This window comes from Pseudomonas sp. R43(2017) (genome assembly GCF_002112345.1).
Classification (GTDB): Bacteria; Pseudomonadota; Gammaproteobacteria; order Pseudomonadales; family Pseudomonadaceae; genus Aquipseudomonas; species Aquipseudomonas kribbensis.
In genome coordinates, this window is sequence record NZ_NEHJ01000004.1 from 404177 (window position 1) to 420444 (window position 16268).

Below are 16268 nucleotides of genomic sequence, written 5' to 3' on the forward strand. Positions count from 1 at the left end.
GAGCGGGGATGCTCGCCAGTGTAAGTCGGTAGGAAGCTATTCGATAGCCTCATAAGGAAGCCCGACGTAATTTTCTGCAATGGTTTTTTGTCCCGCTTCTGAACTGACAAAGTAGTCCAGTTCCGAGGCGCTGATCCGTTGGCTGAAATCGTCGTGCTCGTCGAAACGGTGCAGCATCGAAGTCATCCACCAGGAAAACCGCTCGGCTTTCCACACCCGGCGCAGGCAGATTTGCGAATACTTCTCCAGCAAGTCCGTGCGACCTTCGCGGTAGACCTTGAGCAGAATCCTGAACAACGTGCTGACGTCGCTGGCCGCCAGATTCAAACCCTTGGCGCCGGTCGGCGGAACGATATGCGCCGCGTCGCCCACCAGAAACATCCGCCCGTACTGCATCGGCTCGACCACAAAACTGCGCAGCGGCGCGATGCTCTTTTCAATCGACGGACCGGTCACGAGTTTCTGCGCCAGATCCACCGGCAGACGATTGCGCAGTTCATCCCAGAAGCGCTGATCCGACCAGTCGTCGACGTTCTCTTCAGCCGGCACTTGCAGGTAATAACGGGTGCGGGTCGCCGAGCGCATGCTGCACAGGGCGAAGCCGCGTTCGTGGCGGGCGTAGACCAGTTCATCGTGAATCGGTGGCGTGTCGGCGAGTATCCCCAGCCAGCCGAACGGATAAACCCGTTCGAAAATCTTCAGGCATTCGGCTGGAATCGACTGACGAGCCACGCCGTGGAAACCGTCGCAACCGGCGATGTAATCACAATCGACGCGCCAGGTTTCGCCGTCCTTTTCAAACGTGACGAAGGGCTCGTCGCTTTTCATGCCACAGGGAACGACATCGCGTGCTTCATAGATTGTCTGTCCGCCGGTCTCCCGACGAGCGGCCATCAGGTCGCGGGTGACCTCGGTCTGGCCATAGACCATCACGGTTTTTCCACCGGTCAGCGCCTGCAGATCGATGTGTACCCGACGCCCGTCGAGGGCCAGTTCGAACCCGCCATGGACCAGCCCTTCGGCGTCCATCCGCTGACCCACGCCAGCCTCGCGCAACAGCTCTACCATGCCCTGTTCAAGGACTCCGGCGCGAATTCGGCCGAGCACATAGTCAGGTGTCTGGCGCTCAATGATCAGGGTGTCGATGCCGGCGTTGTGCAGCAGTTGGCCGAGCAATAATCCGGACGGACCGGCGCCAATGATGGCGACTTGGGTTTTCAGCGTTTTCATTGTTTTTATGACTCGCAAGCTTCACGCGACAACGGCCGGTGAATGATTTTCAGGATTCGAGTGCTTGCATTTTTCCCTTGCGGGTCTGTCAATTGAAGGTGAAAACTGAGCCGATACCTGTACATTCTGCCAATCGGTGCGATTATCGCCCGCAACCTTCGAGGCCTGGATTGAAGTGATGAACAAGCCTGACCTGCCTTCGATTCCGGTGTTCAAGCTCTACGGTGAAAGCCTGGACTGGCCGACCCCTGACTTGCTGCACTGTGAAACCATTTCCAAACGCAGCCGCGAACATCAATGGGAAATCAAACCCCACCGCCACGCCGATTTGTGCCAGTTGCTCTTCGTATTCAAAGGTCAGGCAGAGCTTGAAATCGAAGGCCAACGCACGCAACTGAACGAAGCCGCCATCCAGATCCTGCCGCCGCTATCGGTGCATGGATTCCGTTTTTCCGAGGACGTCGAAGGATTCGTCGTCACCCTCGCCACGCCGTTGATCAACCATTTGCAGGCGCAACTGGGCAGCGCGGTGCAGGCCCTGGCCCAAGTCGAAAGCTATCCGGCGGGGCAGGACGCGGAGTACCTCAACAGTCTGTTTGCCGCGTTACAGGCCGAGTACAACGGCCATCAACCGGCGCGGGAAATGCTCATGCATTCGCTGGTCAGCGTGATCATGGTCTGGGTCAGCCGCCAGGCGATCCGCCGTCATAACGCGAGCCAACGCCCGCAGCGTCAACGCGAGTACCTCAACGGTTTTATCCAGCTGGTGGAAGAGACGTACCGCCAGCATGTGAAGGTCGAGGACCTGGCCCATCGCCTGGGGATTTCCGTCTCGCACCTCAACGGCACCTGCCGCGAACTGGCGGGGCAGCCGGCGTTGCAGATCATGCATGAGCGTCAGTTGCTGGAAGCCAAGCGTCTGCTGACGTACACCAGCATGACGATTTACGAGATGTCCGAGGTGTTGGGTTTTTCCGATCCGACCAACTTCACGCGCCTGTTCCGGCGCCGTGTGGGGATCTCGCCAAAGGCGTTCCGCGACCGCTTGAAGGCCGAGCAGAACGACGACGCCTGACGTCCTGTATCAGCGCAGGGCGTTGAGGGTGGCGTTGTGCGGGATGCAGCGCTCGAAGTTGCAGCTCGCGTACTCACGGGGCAGTTGCCGCAACTGCTCCACGCGCCATGCCGCGGTGCCGTACAGCGCCAGCGTGGCCGCGCAGGTGATGAAAATCGCGAGGTATCTTCTTGTTCTGGTGCTCATGATCATGGCGTTGACCTCTGAACGAATACCCTTGGGTATTACTTTCAGCATAGGTCAGCGCCGTGGAGTTGCCAGCCGCTCTGCGATCGGGTTTACAAGCCGACATCCCATTGCGGATTTTCGGGAAAGCGCAGTACCAGGAAATCCAGCATGCTGCGCAGTGCCGCCGGCATGTGCTTGCGTGAGGCATATACGGCGTAGATATTCATCCGCCGAGGTTCGGCGTTGGGCAGCAGGCGCACCAGTTCGCCGCTGTGGATATGCACGCCGGCCTGATAGGTCGGCAGCATCGCCACCCCGGCACCGGCGAGGGTCGCGCGCAGCAGGGTGCTGGCCTCGTTGGCGCTGATGTTGCCCTGCACCGGCACTGAAACCGGTTCGCCATCCTCTTCGAAATGCCACAGGCTCTTGCCGAAATAGGAGTGGGTCAGGCAGTTGTGCCGGCTCAGATCTTCTACGCGCTGCGGTTGTGGATGTTCCTGCAGATAGGCGGGTGCGGCGCAGACCACCGAGCGGCAGACCGTCAGGCGGCGGGCGATCAGGTTGGGGTCGAGGTCGTTGCTGGTGCGGATCGCCAGGTCGATGCGCTCGTCCACCAGGTTCACCGTGCGATCGAGCATTTGCAGGTCAATATTGACGCCCGGGTAGCGCTTGACGAACGCGGCCATGGCATCGGCCAGTTGCGCCTGGCCGAACGAGGTGCTGACGCTGATCCGCAGCAGCCCCCGCGGTGCATCGTCGGGCTCGCTGACGGCGGCCTGCATGTCGCTCGACAGTTCCAGCATCTGCCGGCAGCGCGGCAGGATTTCGTTGCCGGCTGCAGTCAGGCTCAACTTGCGTGTGGTGCGGTGCATCAGGCGCGCACCGACCCAGTCTTCCAGTTCCGCCAGATACCGCGACACCACCGGCCGGGACAGGTCCAGGTGATCGGCCGCCGCCGACTGGCTGCCCAGATCCACCACCGTGACAAACACCCGCATTGCTTGGAGACGATCCATGATTTGCCCGCTTTCAGAAACAAACTATGTTTAAGCATCGCATTTTTTGTAACGAGTCTGGCAACTAAGCTCTGTCCCATCGCCAAGCACGGCATACGAACAGCGGAGCAACCCATGATCGGCTTCACCACTCTCAAGCGCGTTTTACTGGCCACCGCCACCCTCGGCTTTGCTGCTCACGCGGCGGCTGCGAACCTGAGCCTCGACGTCTACAACCCGGGCACCAACGCGATCTTCCCGGTGACCTCGGTGCTGGTCAGCGGCGAGAAGGACGCGATCCTGGTGGACGCCCAGTTCGGCAAGTCCCAGGCCGAGCAAGTGGTGGAAAAGATCCGCGCCAGCGGCAAGCAACTGACCACCATCTACATCAGCCACGGTGACCCGGATTACTACTTCGGTCTCGACACCCTGACCAAGGCCTTCCCGAATGCAAAGGTGCTGGCCTCGCAGCCGACCGTTGATCACATCAAGCAAACCGTCGACGGCAAGCTCGCATTCTGGGGCCCGAAAATGGGCGCCGACGTGCCGGCCAAAACCATCGTGCCGGGCGTGCTCAAGGGTGACAGCCTGATGCTCGAAGGGCAGAAGCTGCAGGTGGTCGGCCTGGAAGGCAAGCAACCGGATCGCAGCTTCGTGTGGATTCCATCGTTGAAAGCCGTGGTCGGTGGTGTCGTCGTTGCCGAGAACATCCACGTCTGGATGGCCGATACCCAGACTGCGCAATCCCACGCCGACTGGCTGGAAACCCTGCACTCGATCGAAACCCTGAAACCGAAAACCGTGGTTCCGGGTCACTACCTGGGTGACAGCGCCCGTTCGCTGGCAGCGGTGAAATTCACTGCCGACTACATCAAAGCCTTCGATGAAGAATCCGCCAAGGCCAAAGACTCTGCCGCGCTGATCGCAGCGATGAAAAAACGCTACCCGAAACTGGGCGAAGAAAGCTCGCTGGAGCTGAGCGCGAAAGTCGCCAAGGGCGAGATGAAGTGGTAACCCGATTCTGAAAAACGCAGCACTCTCAAGCCAACTGGAGAATGTCATGAGCAAGATCGCAATCATTGGTGCCACCGGCCGTGCCGGCAGCCAATTGCTGGAAGAAGCCCTGCGTCGCGGCCACAGCGTCACCGCCATCGCCCGGGATACCTCGAAGATCGGCGCCCGCGCCGGAGTAGTCAGCAAGAACGTCGACGTGCTGGATGCCGCCGCGCTGCAAGCCGCAGTCGCCGGTAACGATGTGGTAATCAGCGCCGCGCATTTCGCCACGGTGCCGGCCAGCGCGCTGATCGGCCCGGTGAAACAGGCCGGGGTAAAACGCCTGCTGGTGGTCGGCGGTGCGGGTTCGCTGTTGCTGCCGGATGGCACACGTGTGATCGACAGCGCCGGTTTCCCGGCCGAGTACAAGGCCGAGGCCAGCGCCGGTGCGGCGTTTCTCGATGCCCTGCGTCAGGAGAAGGAACTGGACTGGACGTTTCTGTCGCCGTCGGCGCTGTTCTTCGAAGGTGAGCGCACCGGCAAATTCCGCGTCGGCAAGGATGACTTGCTGGTGAGCACTGAAGGCCAGAGCTCGATCAGCTTTGCCGATTATGCGATTGCGCTGATCGACGAAGTGGAAACGCCGAAGCATTCGCGTCAGCGGTTTACGGTCGGTTACTGAATCTCTACACCGATCCAGTGTGGGAGCGAGCTTGCTCGCGAAGAGGGCGTGTCAGTCGACATCAACGTTGAATGACACACCGTATTCGCGAGCAAGCTCGCTCCCACAGGATATTGGGGTGTTCACCGCGTATGAGCCTGCTCCACCAGCCACCCCATCAATTCCTGCAATTTCGCCGACGGCTCCGACGCCGGCGCCACGATGTAATAGCCCAATCCCGTCTTCACCTTCAGATCGAACGGCATCACCAGTCGCCCGGCGTTCAAGTCATCGCCGATCAACGACCAGTCTCCAATCGCCACCCCGGTCCCGTGGGACGCCATCGACATCGCCTGATCCAGCGTCTCGAAATGCTGACCGCTGCTGATGTTGCTCAAGTGCAGTTCGGCGGCTTCAAGCCATAGCGTCCAGTCGTCATCGGTGTGAGTCGGATGCAGCAGCAGGTGTTGTTGCAAGTCTGCCGGCGTGTGCAGCGCCGGGCCACCGTTGAGCAGCGTTGGCGAACAGACCGGCGTCAGTTGTTCATCGAACAGATGCAGCGTGGCAGGGGAATCGTGGGGCGCGGTGCCGTAGATCACCGCCGCGTCGAACTGCTCGCGATGAAAGTCCACCCCGTGTTGCAACGACGCCGTGAGTTTCACCGGCACGTCCGGGCGCTCGCGCTGCCATTGCAACAGCCGTGGCAACAGCCAGCGCATCACGCAGCTCGGCGCCTTGAGTTGCAGGGTCTCGCGCTTGGCGCCGATCTGCTCCATCGAATCGCCGATCAGGCTGAACACCTGCTGCACCCGTGGCAGCCATTCGCGACCTTCGGCCGTCAGTTCCAGGCCCCGGGCCAGGCGAATGAACAGTTCATAACCCAGATGTTCCTCCAGCCCGGCGATCTGCCGGCTCACCGCACCTTGGGTGATGTGCAACTGCTCGGCGGCCCGGGTGAAGTTGCAGCACTGCGCGGTAATCAGAAACGTATGCAGGGCGGGCAGGGGAGGCAGTCGTTTCATGTGGATCCAAGGTATGACGTGAGGACATGGCTAGTATGAGCTTTTATCGATTGTTGCGGCTACGGGTCGCCCGTTTCAATGAGGCCAATCACCGGTTCCCTCAAGGCCCGGTGCCTCAACGAACAAGAAGGGCAAAGACATGGCGACGTGTGGCGAAGTACTGGTCAAGTTACTCGAAGGTTACGGGGTCGAGCAGGTGTTCGGCATTCCCGGGGTGCATACCGTGGAGCTGTATCGCGGGCTGGCCCGTTCGAGCATCAACCATGTGACTCCGCGTCACGAGCAAGGCGCCGGTTTCATGGCCGACGGCTACGCCCGCACCAGCGGCAAACCGGGTGTGTGCTTCATCATCACCGGCCCGGGCATGACCAACATCACCACCGCCATGGGCCAGGCTTACGCCGATTCGATCCCGATGCTGGTGATCTCCAGCGTGCAGTCGCGCAGTCAACTGGGCGGCGGTCGCGGCAAGTTGCATGAACTGCCGAACCAGAGCGCACTGGTCGGTGGCGTGGCGGCGTTCTCCCACACCCTGATGTCGGCGTCCGAACTGCCGGGCGTGCTGGCCCGTGCGTTTGCGCTGTTTCAGGCTGGGCGTCCGCGTCCGGTGCACATCGAGATTCCGCTGGACGTGCTGGTCGAAGAAGCCGACGAACTGCTGAGTAGCGTGCCGGTCCACATCGACCGCGCCGGTGCCGCGCCGGCCGCTGTGAGCCGCATGACCGAACTGCTGGCCGGCGCCCAGCGTCCGCTGATCCTCGCCGGTGGCGGCGCCATCGATGCCGCTGCCGAACTCACCGAACTGGCCGAGCTGCTCGACGCGCCGGTGGCCCTGACCATCAACGCCAAAGGCATGTTGCCGTCCAGCCACCCGCTGCTGATCGGTTCGACCCAGAGCCTGGTCGCAACCCGTGCTCTGGTGGCCGATGCCGATGTGGTACTGGCGATCGGCACCGAACTGGCGGAAACCGACTACGACGTCACCTTCGCCGGCGGCTTCGAAATCCCCGGCAAGCTGCTGCGCGTCGATATCGATCCCGACCAGACCGTGCGCAACTACCCGCCGCACGTGGCGCTGGTCGCCGACTCGCGCAACGCTGCACAAGCACTGCTGAGCGCGCTGTCGCACAAACCGCTGGCCGAACGCCGCAACGATTGGGGTCAGGTACGCGCCGCCCGTCTGCGTGAAGATCTGGCCGCAACCTGGGATGCGCCGACCCTGGCCCAGACCCGTTTCCTCGAAACCGTGCTGCACGAACTGCCGAACGCGGTGTTTGTCGGTGACTCCACGCAACCGGTGTACACCGGCAACCTCACGTTCAACCCGGAGCGTCCGCGCCGCTGGTTCAACTCGTCCACCGGTTACGGCACCCTCGGCTACGCCTTGCCGGCGGCGATTGGCGCGTGGCTCGGCGGCCACCTCGAACACGGCGCACGTCCGCCGGTGGTGTGCCTGATCGGCGACGGCGGTCTGCAATTCACCCTGCCGGAACTGGCCAGCGCTGTGGAAGCCCGCACGCCGGTGATCATCCTGCTGTGGAATAACCAAGGTTACGAAGAGATCAAGAAATACATGGTCAACCGCGCCATCGAACCGGTCGGCGTGGACATCTACACCCCGAACTTCATCGGTGTGGCCAAGGCTCTGGGTTGCGCGGCGGAAGCGATCAGCTCGGCTGAACACCTGCGTGGTGCCCTGCGCGCCGCCACCGATCGTCAGGGCCCGACCCTGATCGAAATCGACCAGACCCAATGGATGAAGGCGGTGGCCAAATGATGAATTTCCCGACCACACTCGATGGCCTGTACATCAACGGCCAATGGTCCGCCGGTCGCGAACACCTGCGCGTGATCAACCCGGCCACCGAAGCGCTGCTGACCACGGTCAATGGCGGTGACGAAAGCGCCGTCAACCAAGCGGTAACGGCGGCGACTGACGCTTTCAAGGGCTGGTCGAAAACCACCGGTGCCGAGCGCGGGGCGATCCTGCGCAACATCGCCAATGGCGTGCGCAACGGCCGTGATCACTTGATGAAGTTGCAGTCGAGCAACAACGGCAAACCGCAGTTCGAAGCGGGCATCGATGTCGACGATGTGATCGCCACCTTCGAGTACTACGCCGAACTCGCCGAAGGCCTCGATGCGAAACAGGACCGCGATGTGCCGCTGCCCAGCGACGACTTCAGCGCGCGTCTGCGCCGTGAGCCGTGCGGTGTGGTCGGGCTGATCGTGCCGTGGAATTTCCCGATGGTCACCACCGCGTGGAAACTCGCGCCAGCCCTGGCCGCCGGTTGCTGCGTGGTGCTCAAGCCGTCGGAAGTCACGCCGCTGCCGGAGCTGGAACTGGCAGCGATCATCGCCGAGTCCGGCCTGCCTAAAGGCGTGTTCAACCTGGTGTGCGGCACCGGCCTGGCGGTCGGTGCGCCGCTGTCGGCGGATCCGCGCATCGCCAAGATTTCCTTCACCGGCAGCAACGCCGTCGGTGTGCAAGTGATGCAGCGCGCCGCCGAGTCCGTGAAGGGCGTGAGCCTGGAACTGGGCGGCAAATCCTCGCTGCTGATTCTGGAAGATGCCGACCTTGATCTGGCGGTGGAGCTGGCCTGCGGCGGCGGTTTCTTCAACGCCGGACAGATGTGCTCGGCCACCAGCCGGGTGCTGGTCGCCGATGAGCTGGCCGATGAATTCCTGATTCGTTTGCAGGCCCGGGCGGAAAAAATCCGTGTGGCCGATCCGTTCGATCCGGAAGTCGAGATGGGCGCGCTGGTCAATCAGGCGCAGTACCAGCGTGTGCTCGGTCACATTGACCGTGGTCTGAGTGCCGGTGCCAAGCTGATCTGTGGCGGCAATCGCCCGGCGGATCTGCCGCGCGGATATTTCTTGCAGCCGACGATCTTCACCGAAGTGCCCCTCGACAGTGCGCTGTGGTGCGAAGAGATCTTCGGCCCGGTGATCTGCGTGCGCAGTTTCGCTTCGGAAGCGGAGGCGATTGCCCTGGCCAACGACAGTCAGTTCGGTCTGGTGGCCAGTGTGGTCACGCGCAATGCCGAGACCGCGGATCGGGTCGCCAACGCCTTGCAGGCGGGGCTGGTGTGGCTCAACGCGCCGCAGGTGATCTTCCCGCAGACGGCGTGGGGCGGCTACAAACAGAGCAGCATCGGCCGCGAGTTGGGGCCATGGGGCCTGGCAGCATTTCAGGAAATCAAGCACGTGATCCGCGCGCTCTGAATGCCCGAAAAAGGTCAGCGCATGCCTCGCAACGAGGCATGCGCCGGCGTCATGGCTCCAATGAGTTTTTATCGATAGTCAGGTGTTTTGCACGACCTCAGGATGAACCCGCTGATCACGTTCGAGCCCTTTTAAATCGGGGGCTTGAGCGGTTCCGATCACGCACGGCAAGGGTTGCGGTCAATCTCATACTTACAAGAATAATGGGAGTCCCAAATGGGCGAGCACGATCTGAACAGGCGTCAATTCATCAAAACCGTCGGCGTGGCCTCGGTGGCTGCGGCGGCCATGAGCATGCCCTTCATCCGGGCCAGCGCCAGCGACACCCGATTTGCCGGCAAGACCCTGCGCCTGCTGACCTGGTCCGATGACACTGGGCTGGCCGCACTGCGCAACATCGCTGCAACGTTTGAAGCCAAGACCGGCGCCAAAGTGATTGCCGACCGCACCGGCAGCACCTCGGAAATGGTCGCCAAACTCAAGGCCGGCGGTGATCGTCCGCAGTACGACATCATTACCCTGGCCGGGGTCGGCGCCGAAGGTCTGGCCGCTGCCGGACTGCTGGAAAAGCCCGACCTCAACCGCATTCCCAACCTGATCGACGTCCCGGAAAAATATCGCACCGGGGCCAACGGTCACGGCATCGGTTACCTGCTGTGGTGCAACAGTCTGGTCTACAGCACCCAGAAGGATGCACCGGACAGTTACGCCGCGCTGTGGGACGCCGATCTGGCACCGAACATTTTCCTGCCGCCGCCGAACTGGACCGAGGCGATGGACCTGATCATCATCGCCGCCAAACTGGCTGGTGGTGACGAGCACAACATCGAACCGGGCTTCAAGAAACTCGCCGAACTCAAAGAACGCGTGGTGACCCTGGGCGAAAACCCCAACCAGATTGCCGAGCTGTTCCGCACCGGCTCCCTGGACATGGGCGGCCTCTACGCCCCGGCGTTTTTCCCCAAGCAGATCCGCGACCCGAACTACGGCCTCGGCGCCACGTTCGGCATGAAAGAAGGTTTCTATACCGACCTGATGCTCTCGGTGATGCCGAAGAACCGTCCGGGCGACACCGACCTGGCCTACGCCTTCATCGACCACTCCCTCGACCCGCTGGTGCAGGGCAAGATGGCCGAGGACATCTTCAACGGCCCGGTCAACGCCAAGGCGATCATCTCCGCCGAAGCGCGCAAGAGCCCGTTCATCCTTACGCCTGAGCAGATTGCGGAGAAGGCGATCATGCATGACAACGCCTTCCTGGCGACCGTGCATGACCAGTGGATTCGTCGCTACACGGAAATCTTTTCTTCCTGATCGAGTGATGGACGCAGGTTCTTCAAACACCGAGAAACCTGTGGGAGCGAGCAAGCTCGCTCCCACAGGTTTCTCGGTGAATTTGAAGGCAGTGTCTGTCAGTTGTTTTTCCATTGACGAGATCATTGCTATGGAACATCAATCCCTGACCCAACCGGTCGGCGCGGGTGACGTGCGCCCGGCGCGCGGTGTTTCACCGACGGCGCGGGCGTGGTTTTTCCTCACGCCGTCGATGCTGTTTCTCGGCGTGCTGATTGCCGCCAGCCTGCTGGTGTTGCGCATGAGCGTCGGCACCAAGGGCGCGGAGTGGTCCGGTTTCAGCCTGGCCAGTTACGCCCAGTTGCTCGAACCCTACTACCTCAAATCGTTGCTGCTGACCTTGCGTCTGGCACTGATCAGCGCGGTGATCGCCGTGGTGCTGGCGATCCCGGTGGCGTACACCATGTCGCGCCTGACCTCGCCATTCGTGCGGCGGATCTTTCTGGCGGCGGTGCTGTTGCCGTTGCTGGTCAACCTGTTGCTGCAAAGCTATGGCTGGCTGGTGATCCTCGGCCCCGGCGGCATGCTCAACCAGACCCTGATGGGCCTCGGTCTGATCAAGCGCCCGATCATGTTGCTCTACAACCAGAACGGCGTGTTGATGGGCCTGGTGCAGACTGCGTTTCCGTTGGCCGTGCTGCCGATTGCCAGCGCCATGCGCGGCGTCGCCCGCAGCTACGAAGAGGCTGCCGCGACCCTTGGCGCCAGTCGTTTTCAGGTGTTCCGTCAGGTGGTATTGCCGATGAGCCTGCCGGGGATCATCACCGGCGCGACGCTGGTGTTCGCCTACAACGCCAGCAGCTTTGTGGTGCCGTTGCTGCTCGGCGGTCGGCGCGTGCCGATGCTGGCGGTGATGGTGCATGACCAGATCGCCCCGCTGATGAACTGGCCCGCCGCGTCCGCCGCCGGGGTGGTGCTGATCGTTACCACGCTGGTGATCATGACCTTGTCCGAATACATCACCGGCCGCCGTCGCCGCCTGCTGGAGGCTTCGCAATGAGTGCCCTGATCAAGAAGCGCCAGTCGCTGTTGCCGGGCGATACCGGCAAGTTCGCCGGCATCCTTTCCGGGATCATTTTGTTCCTGGCGGTGTTGCCGATCCTGACGATGATCGTGATGTCGTTCAGCGGCGCGTCGAACCTCGACTTTCCGCCGAGCAGCTACAGCCTGCAGTGGTACAAGGCGGCCTGGCACACCTTCGTCTCGCCGGACGCCAGCGATGTGCTGAGCCTCGGCCAGGCCATGGGCACCAGTTTGCTGGTGTCGTGCCTGACGATGATTTTCGCCACGCTGATCGCGGTGCCGGCGGCTTACGCGCTGACCCGTTGCGAGTTCCGTGGCAAGGGCGTGGCGCTGCAACTGATGTCGCTGCCGCTGGTGTTTCCGATGGTGGTGCTGGGGCTGGCCTTGCTGCTGGTGTTCGACAGCCTGCCGTTGCACATGACCACTTCGCGACTGGTGATTGCCCATGTGATTCTGGCGCTGCCGTTCGTGGTGAAGAACTGCACGGCGGCCATGCTTTCCATCGGCAGCGAAGTCGAAGAGGCCGCGCAGATGCTCGGCGCTTCGCCGTTGCGCGCCATCGTCGACGTGGTGGTACCGTTGATGAAATCGGGGATTCTGGCGGGGATGCTGCTGGCGTTCATCGTCTCGTTCAACGAATTCACCGTGACCTATTTCCTCTACACCATCGACGTCATGACCGTGCCGATCTGGATGTATAGCCGCACCGTGTCATCGCTCGACCCTACCGTGTTCTCGTTTGCCGTGCTGATCGTGCTGATTGACTTCGTCCTGATCTGGGCGCTGGAGAAGCTGGTCGGTGAAGGTGGCGTTTCGTTCTGATTTCTTGAGGTGATTTATGTCTGGTCTGATTCTGGAAAACGTCGAGAAACACTACGGCTCGGCCTGCGCGGTAAAAGACGTCAACCTGCATTTGCCCGAGGGCAAACTGGTGTGCTTCCTCGGCCCGTCGGGCTGCGGCAAGACCACGTTGCTGCGAATGATCGCCGGGCTGGAAACCCTCACCGGCGGCGAGATCCGCCTGGACGGCGAGGACATCGGCCACACCCCGGCGCACCTGCGCAACTTCGGCATGGTGTTCCAGTCGCTGGCGCTGTTCCCGCACATGACCGTGGGCGAGAACATTGCCTATCCGCTGAAACTGCGGGGCGTGAGCAAGGCTGATCAACAGGCGCGGGTGGTGGAGTTGCTGGAACTGATCCAGCTGCAACCGATGATTGATCGCCCGGTTGCGAAGCTCTCCGGCGGCCAGCGTCAGCGGGTGGCGATTGCCCGGGCCATTGCCTCGCACCCGAAAATCCTTCTGCTCGACGAACCGCTGTCGGCGCTGGACGCCAAGTTGCGCGAGTCGATGCAGGTGGAAATCCGCCAACTGCAACAACGCCTGAACATCACCACCATCATGGTCACTCACGATCAACGCGAGGCCATGACCATGGCCGATATCGTGGTGGTGTTGGGCGAGCATCGGGTGCAGCAGGTGGGCACGCCGATTGAAATCTATCGGCACCCGGCCAACGAATTCGTCGCGGACTTCATCGGCTCCGGCAACATCTTCCCGGCCACCGCACTGGGCGACGGCAAGGTCGTGCTGCCGGGCGGTGATGCCCTGCAAGTGCCGATCTGCAGCAGCATCGTGGTCGGGCAGAAAGTGAAAATGCTGATCCGCCCGGAAGACCTGCAACTGTCGGCGCCCCAGGCCACGGCGGGCAATCGCCTGCTGGGCAAGGTGACGTTCGTGCGCGATATCGGCGCGACCATCGAGACCACGGTGGAATGTTCCGGGGTGACCTTCACGGCGCTGAGCACGCCGTGTCAGGGGATTGGGCTGGGGATCGGGCATCCGGTGTCGGTGACGTTGCCGAGTGAGGCCTGTCGGGTACTCGGCGCCTGATCAGACACTCAGCCGAAGGCGCGCCAGATCCCTTAGTGGCGGCGCGCCGAACAACCGGCTGTACTCGCGGCTGAATTGCGAAGGACTTTCATACCCCACCCGATACCCCGCCGCCGAAGCCTCCAGCCCTTCAGCCAGCATCAACCGCCGCGCCTCTTGCAGGCGCAGTTGCTTCTGATACTGCAACGGACTCATCGCCGTCATCGCCTTGAAGCGGTGATGCAGGGTCGAGACGCTGAGGTTCACTTCCTTCGCCAGATCATCGATGCGCAACGGCTGTTCGAAGTTGCCGTTGAGCCATTTGATCGCCTGGCTGATGCGGTGGCTCTGGCTGTTGGCGATGGCGATTTCGTACAGCCGATGGCCCTGCGGGCTGCGCAGCAGGCGATAGAGGATTTCCCGGCGGATCAGCGGCGCAAGCATGGCGATGTCTTTCGGTGTGTCGAGCAGACGGGCCAGACGCAACACTGCATCGAGCATCGCGCTGTCGATCCTTTCCACATACAGACCGCGCCCGGTCGGCCGGGTCGGTACGCCCATGGGGCCGGCGTCGGCGATCAGTGCGGTGATTTCCGCCGGATCGATGTCCAGGCGCACGGCGAGGATCGGCTCCTCGGGCGAGACATTCACCACCCGACCGCTCAACGGCATCGAGACCGACACCACCAGGTAATTCAGCGGATCGTAATTGAAGTACTCGTCCGCCAGCTGTACCTCTTTTCGACCCTGGGCCATGATGCACAGCGCCGGTTGCGCGAGCACCGGGGCGAAGTCGTGGGATTTGGTGTGGCGCGACATGAACAGCGAGCCGACGGCGGTGGCATAACTGCCATCTTCGGAGGTGTTGCGACGAATGATCGTCGCCAGTTCCTCGCGCTGTTTTTCCATGTCAGCTGCCATGTCGGCATCGGGCGGCGCCTGAAAACGATCGAATGACGTCATGCACAGCCTCCTCGGCAAGGGATGGAATGGGAGCAGAGCATAAGTTTGTGCAAGCGCAAGCGGTAGACACATCCTGCGAAATGCTTGCCTGATCCTGCATGGAGTTGCTGGCCTGCCCAGACATGACAGGGCGCCTCCCGGCAAACTTGCTCGAAACCGGTGTGACAGGACGGTGACAGCAATTCACGATCTGTTACACGTCTGAAAGACAGTCTCGCAGGATTGTGCAACGCGACGGCAGGAATCGACTAACGGCGAGCATTGCCCGGCCCTTAACCTTGGATCCTGTCGCAGCCCGTCCCCGGCTGCCACGCGACTCCCTGGGAGGGTTGAACATGTCCAAGCAGATTCCCGTCAGTCATATGGCCTTCGTTCGAGCGCGCGCCGGGCGCTCGGCGGAACTCGGCATGCGCCTCAGCGCGTTGATCGAACCATCCCGTGCCGCCGCCGGTTGCCTGAGCTTTTCCCTGCAGCATTCGCAGTGTGATCCGGAGTTGTGGCTGGTTTCCGGTTTCTGGAATAACCAGCAGTCGATGACCGCTTATTTCAGCAGCCCGTCGATGGAAGTGTTTGCCGAGTTGGTGCAGGACCTGGTGGTCAACAGCCTGGATTTCCACACGTTTAAAGACGTTTCGGCAGCGCAGGCGCTGGGCCAGAGTTGCGCGCCGATACACAAACTCGCCGGTTGAGGGTTTAATGGCCGGCCTAACTGACTGAGCCAGGACCTGCGACATGGCACGTAAAGAGTTCGAACACTTCGAAGCGGTTTCCGCTGTAGTCCCCGTCGAATTGGGCAGCAACAAGGGTTATTTCGCGGCAATCGCGGTCAAGGCCCTGGTTGACGGCGGTGCGCCACGCTTTCACAAACTGTTGAATGACCAGGTCTTCCCTGGTGCCATTGCCGCTGATGAAGCGGCCATCAATGAGCTGGACAAGCTCAAGGGCGTCACTGATGACGCCGAGCTGATCTGGTAACTCCGTTTACTTGACGGCGCCCGGGCGCCACATCTTGAACAATGCCTCCGGCCCCAGCTGGAAGTAATCCGCCGGCCCGCCGCCGCGCAGAATCGGTTCTGCGGCGGCGGTGTCGTAGATCCCGTCCTTCAACAGCCATTTGGCAATGTGCACGGCGACCACTTCGCCGAGCACCAGCCAGCTCGGCACCGTCTCGCCGTCGGCGCGCTGCAACTGAATGATCTGCGTGACCTTGCACTCGAAGGACACCGGGCTTTCGGCCACGCGCGGCACGGCAATCACCTTCGACGCCACCGGCGTCAGCCCCGCCAGTTCGAACTCGTTGACCTCCGGCGCGACCGCCGCGCAGCTCTGGTTCATCTGCTCGGCCAGTGGGCGGGTGGCGAGGTTCCAGACGAACTCGCCGGTCTGCTCGATGTTGTTCAGGCTGTCTTTGCGCCCGACGCTGGAGAACCCGATGATCGGCGGAATGTAGTTGAACGCGTTGAAAAAACTGTAGGGCGCCAGATTCAACCGGCCCTCGGCATCCTGCGAAGAAATCCAGCCGATGGGGCGCGGCCCGACAATCGCGTTGAACGGATCGTGGGGCAGACCGTGGCCGTTGGCCGGTTCGTAGAAATGGATGTCATCGGGCATGGCGGGGTGTTCCTGAAGGCTTTTATAAGCGGCCAATAGTGCAAGTCCGGTCCGCGAAGATCAAATGCCGACCTTT

Annotated in this window: 17 protein-coding genes; 11 read left to right on the top strand and 6 right to left on the bottom strand. The window is 61.8% G+C overall.

Annotation, left to right across the window (positions count from 1 at the left end; all coding sequences use genetic code 11):
- Positions 1-36 precede the first annotated feature (36 nt).
- Positions 37-1230, bottom strand: coding sequence for a 4-hydroxybenzoate 3-monooxygenase (pobA, locus tag CAG02_RS13830; RefSeq protein ID WP_085709563.1), 1194 nt, complete (start codon positions 1228-1230; stop codon positions 37-39).
- A gap of 178 nt (positions 1231-1408) precedes the next feature.
- Here pobA and CAG02_RS13835 point away from each other — a divergent pair, with 178 nt between their 5' ends.
- Positions 1409-2305, top strand: a complete 897-nt coding sequence (locus CAG02_RS13835) for a helix-turn-helix domain-containing protein (RefSeq protein WP_085709564.1) — start codon at positions 1409-1411, stop codon at positions 2303-2305.
- 9 nt (positions 2306-2314) lie between these two features.
- On the opposite strand, the gene CAG02_RS13840 is transcribed toward CAG02_RS13835, so the two are convergent.
- Positions 2315-2542, bottom strand: coding sequence for a hypothetical protein (locus CAG02_RS13840; RefSeq protein WP_085709565.1), 228 nt, complete (start codon positions 2540-2542; stop codon positions 2315-2317).
- A gap of 41 nt (positions 2543-2583) precedes the next feature.
- Entirely contained in the window at positions 2584-3489 is a 906-nt protein-coding gene (locus CAG02_RS13845) for a LysR family transcriptional regulator (protein WP_085709566.1), read from the bottom strand.
- A gap of 114 nt (positions 3490-3603) precedes the next feature.
- Here CAG02_RS13845 and CAG02_RS13850 point away from each other — a divergent pair, with 114 nt between their 5' ends.
- Both CAG02_RS13850 and CAG02_RS13855 read left to right on the top strand, forming a co-directional pair.
- Complete coding sequence (locus tag CAG02_RS13850) at positions 3604-4482, top strand: MBL fold metallo-hydrolase (protein WP_085709567.1); 879 nt, start codon at positions 3604-3606, stop codon at positions 4480-4482.
- A gap of 46 nt (positions 4483-4528) precedes the next feature.
- On the top strand, positions 4529-5143 hold the full coding sequence (locus CAG02_RS13855) for an NAD(P)-dependent oxidoreductase (protein ID WP_085709568.1): 615 nt from the start codon (positions 4529-4531) through the stop codon (positions 5141-5143).
- A gap of 122 nt (positions 5144-5265) precedes the next feature.
- Here CAG02_RS13855 and CAG02_RS13860 read toward each other — a convergent pair whose 3' ends face one another.
- Positions 5266-6144 carry a LysR substrate-binding domain-containing protein gene (locus tag CAG02_RS13860; protein WP_085709569.1) on the bottom strand — a complete coding sequence of 293 codons (879 nt, stop codon included), beginning with the start codon at positions 6142-6144 and terminating at the stop codon, positions 5266-5268.
- Positions 6145-6283: 139 nt separating this feature from the next.
- Between CAG02_RS13860 and CAG02_RS13865 the strand changes: the two genes are divergently transcribed.
- From CAG02_RS13865 to CAG02_RS13890, 6 genes are all read left to right on the top strand, one after another.
- Complete coding sequence (locus tag CAG02_RS13865) at positions 6284-7921, top strand: 5-guanidino-2-oxopentanoate decarboxylase (protein WP_085709570.1); 1638 nt, start codon at positions 6284-6286, stop codon at positions 7919-7921.
- Entirely contained in the window at positions 7921-9369 is a 1449-nt protein-coding gene (locus CAG02_RS13870) for an aldehyde dehydrogenase family protein (protein WP_170931605.1), read from the top strand. Before CAG02_RS13865 ends, CAG02_RS13870 begins: the two co-directional genes overlap by 1 nt.
- Before the next feature lie 216 nt (positions 9370-9585).
- A complete protein-coding gene (locus tag CAG02_RS13875; RefSeq protein ID WP_085709571.1) occupies positions 9586-10683 on the top strand; it encodes an extracellular solute-binding protein in 1098 nt (365 codons plus the stop codon).
- A gap of 130 nt (positions 10684-10813) precedes the next feature.
- Entirely contained in the window at positions 10814-11722 is a 909-nt protein-coding gene (locus tag CAG02_RS13880) for an ABC transporter permease (protein WP_085709572.1), read from the top strand.
- Positions 11719-12567 (top strand): ABC transporter permease, encoded by an 849-nt coding sequence (locus CAG02_RS13885; RefSeq protein WP_085709573.1) that lies wholly within the window; start codon positions 11719-11721, stop codon positions 12565-12567. Before CAG02_RS13880 ends, CAG02_RS13885 begins: the two co-directional genes overlap by 4 nt.
- 16 nt (positions 12568-12583) lie before the next feature.
- The gene (locus tag CAG02_RS13890) at positions 12584-13639 is read left to right on the top strand and encodes an ABC transporter ATP-binding protein (protein ID WP_085709574.1); all 1056 of its coding nucleotides are present in this window, start codon (positions 12584-12586) and stop codon (positions 13637-13639) included.
- Here the strand turns inward: CAG02_RS13890 and CAG02_RS13895 are convergent, their stop codons facing one another.
- The gene (locus CAG02_RS13895; protein ID WP_085709575.1) at positions 13640-14581 is read right to left on the bottom strand and encodes an AraC family transcriptional regulator; all 942 of its coding nucleotides are present in this window, start codon (positions 14579-14581) and stop codon (positions 13640-13642) included.
- 335 nt (positions 14582-14916) lie between these two features.
- Here CAG02_RS13895 and CAG02_RS13900 point away from each other — a divergent pair, with 335 nt between their 5' ends.
- Both CAG02_RS13900 and CAG02_RS13905 read left to right on the top strand, forming a co-directional pair.
- Positions 14917-15270, top strand: a complete 354-nt coding sequence (locus CAG02_RS13900; protein ID WP_085709576.1) for a putative quinol monooxygenase — start codon at positions 14917-14919, stop codon at positions 15268-15270.
- 43 nt (positions 15271-15313) lie between these two features.
- A complete protein-coding gene (locus CAG02_RS13905; protein ID WP_065258578.1) occupies positions 15314-15556 on the top strand; it encodes a hypothetical protein in 243 nt (80 codons plus the stop codon).
- Between the two features lie 6 nt (positions 15557-15562).
- Here CAG02_RS13905 and CAG02_RS13910 read toward each other — a convergent pair whose 3' ends face one another.
- The gene (locus CAG02_RS13910; protein ID WP_085709577.1) at positions 15563-16192 is read right to left on the bottom strand and encodes a flavin reductase family protein; all 630 of its coding nucleotides are present in this window, start codon (positions 16190-16192) and stop codon (positions 15563-15565) included.
- Between the last annotated feature and the right edge of the window lie 76 nt (positions 16193-16268).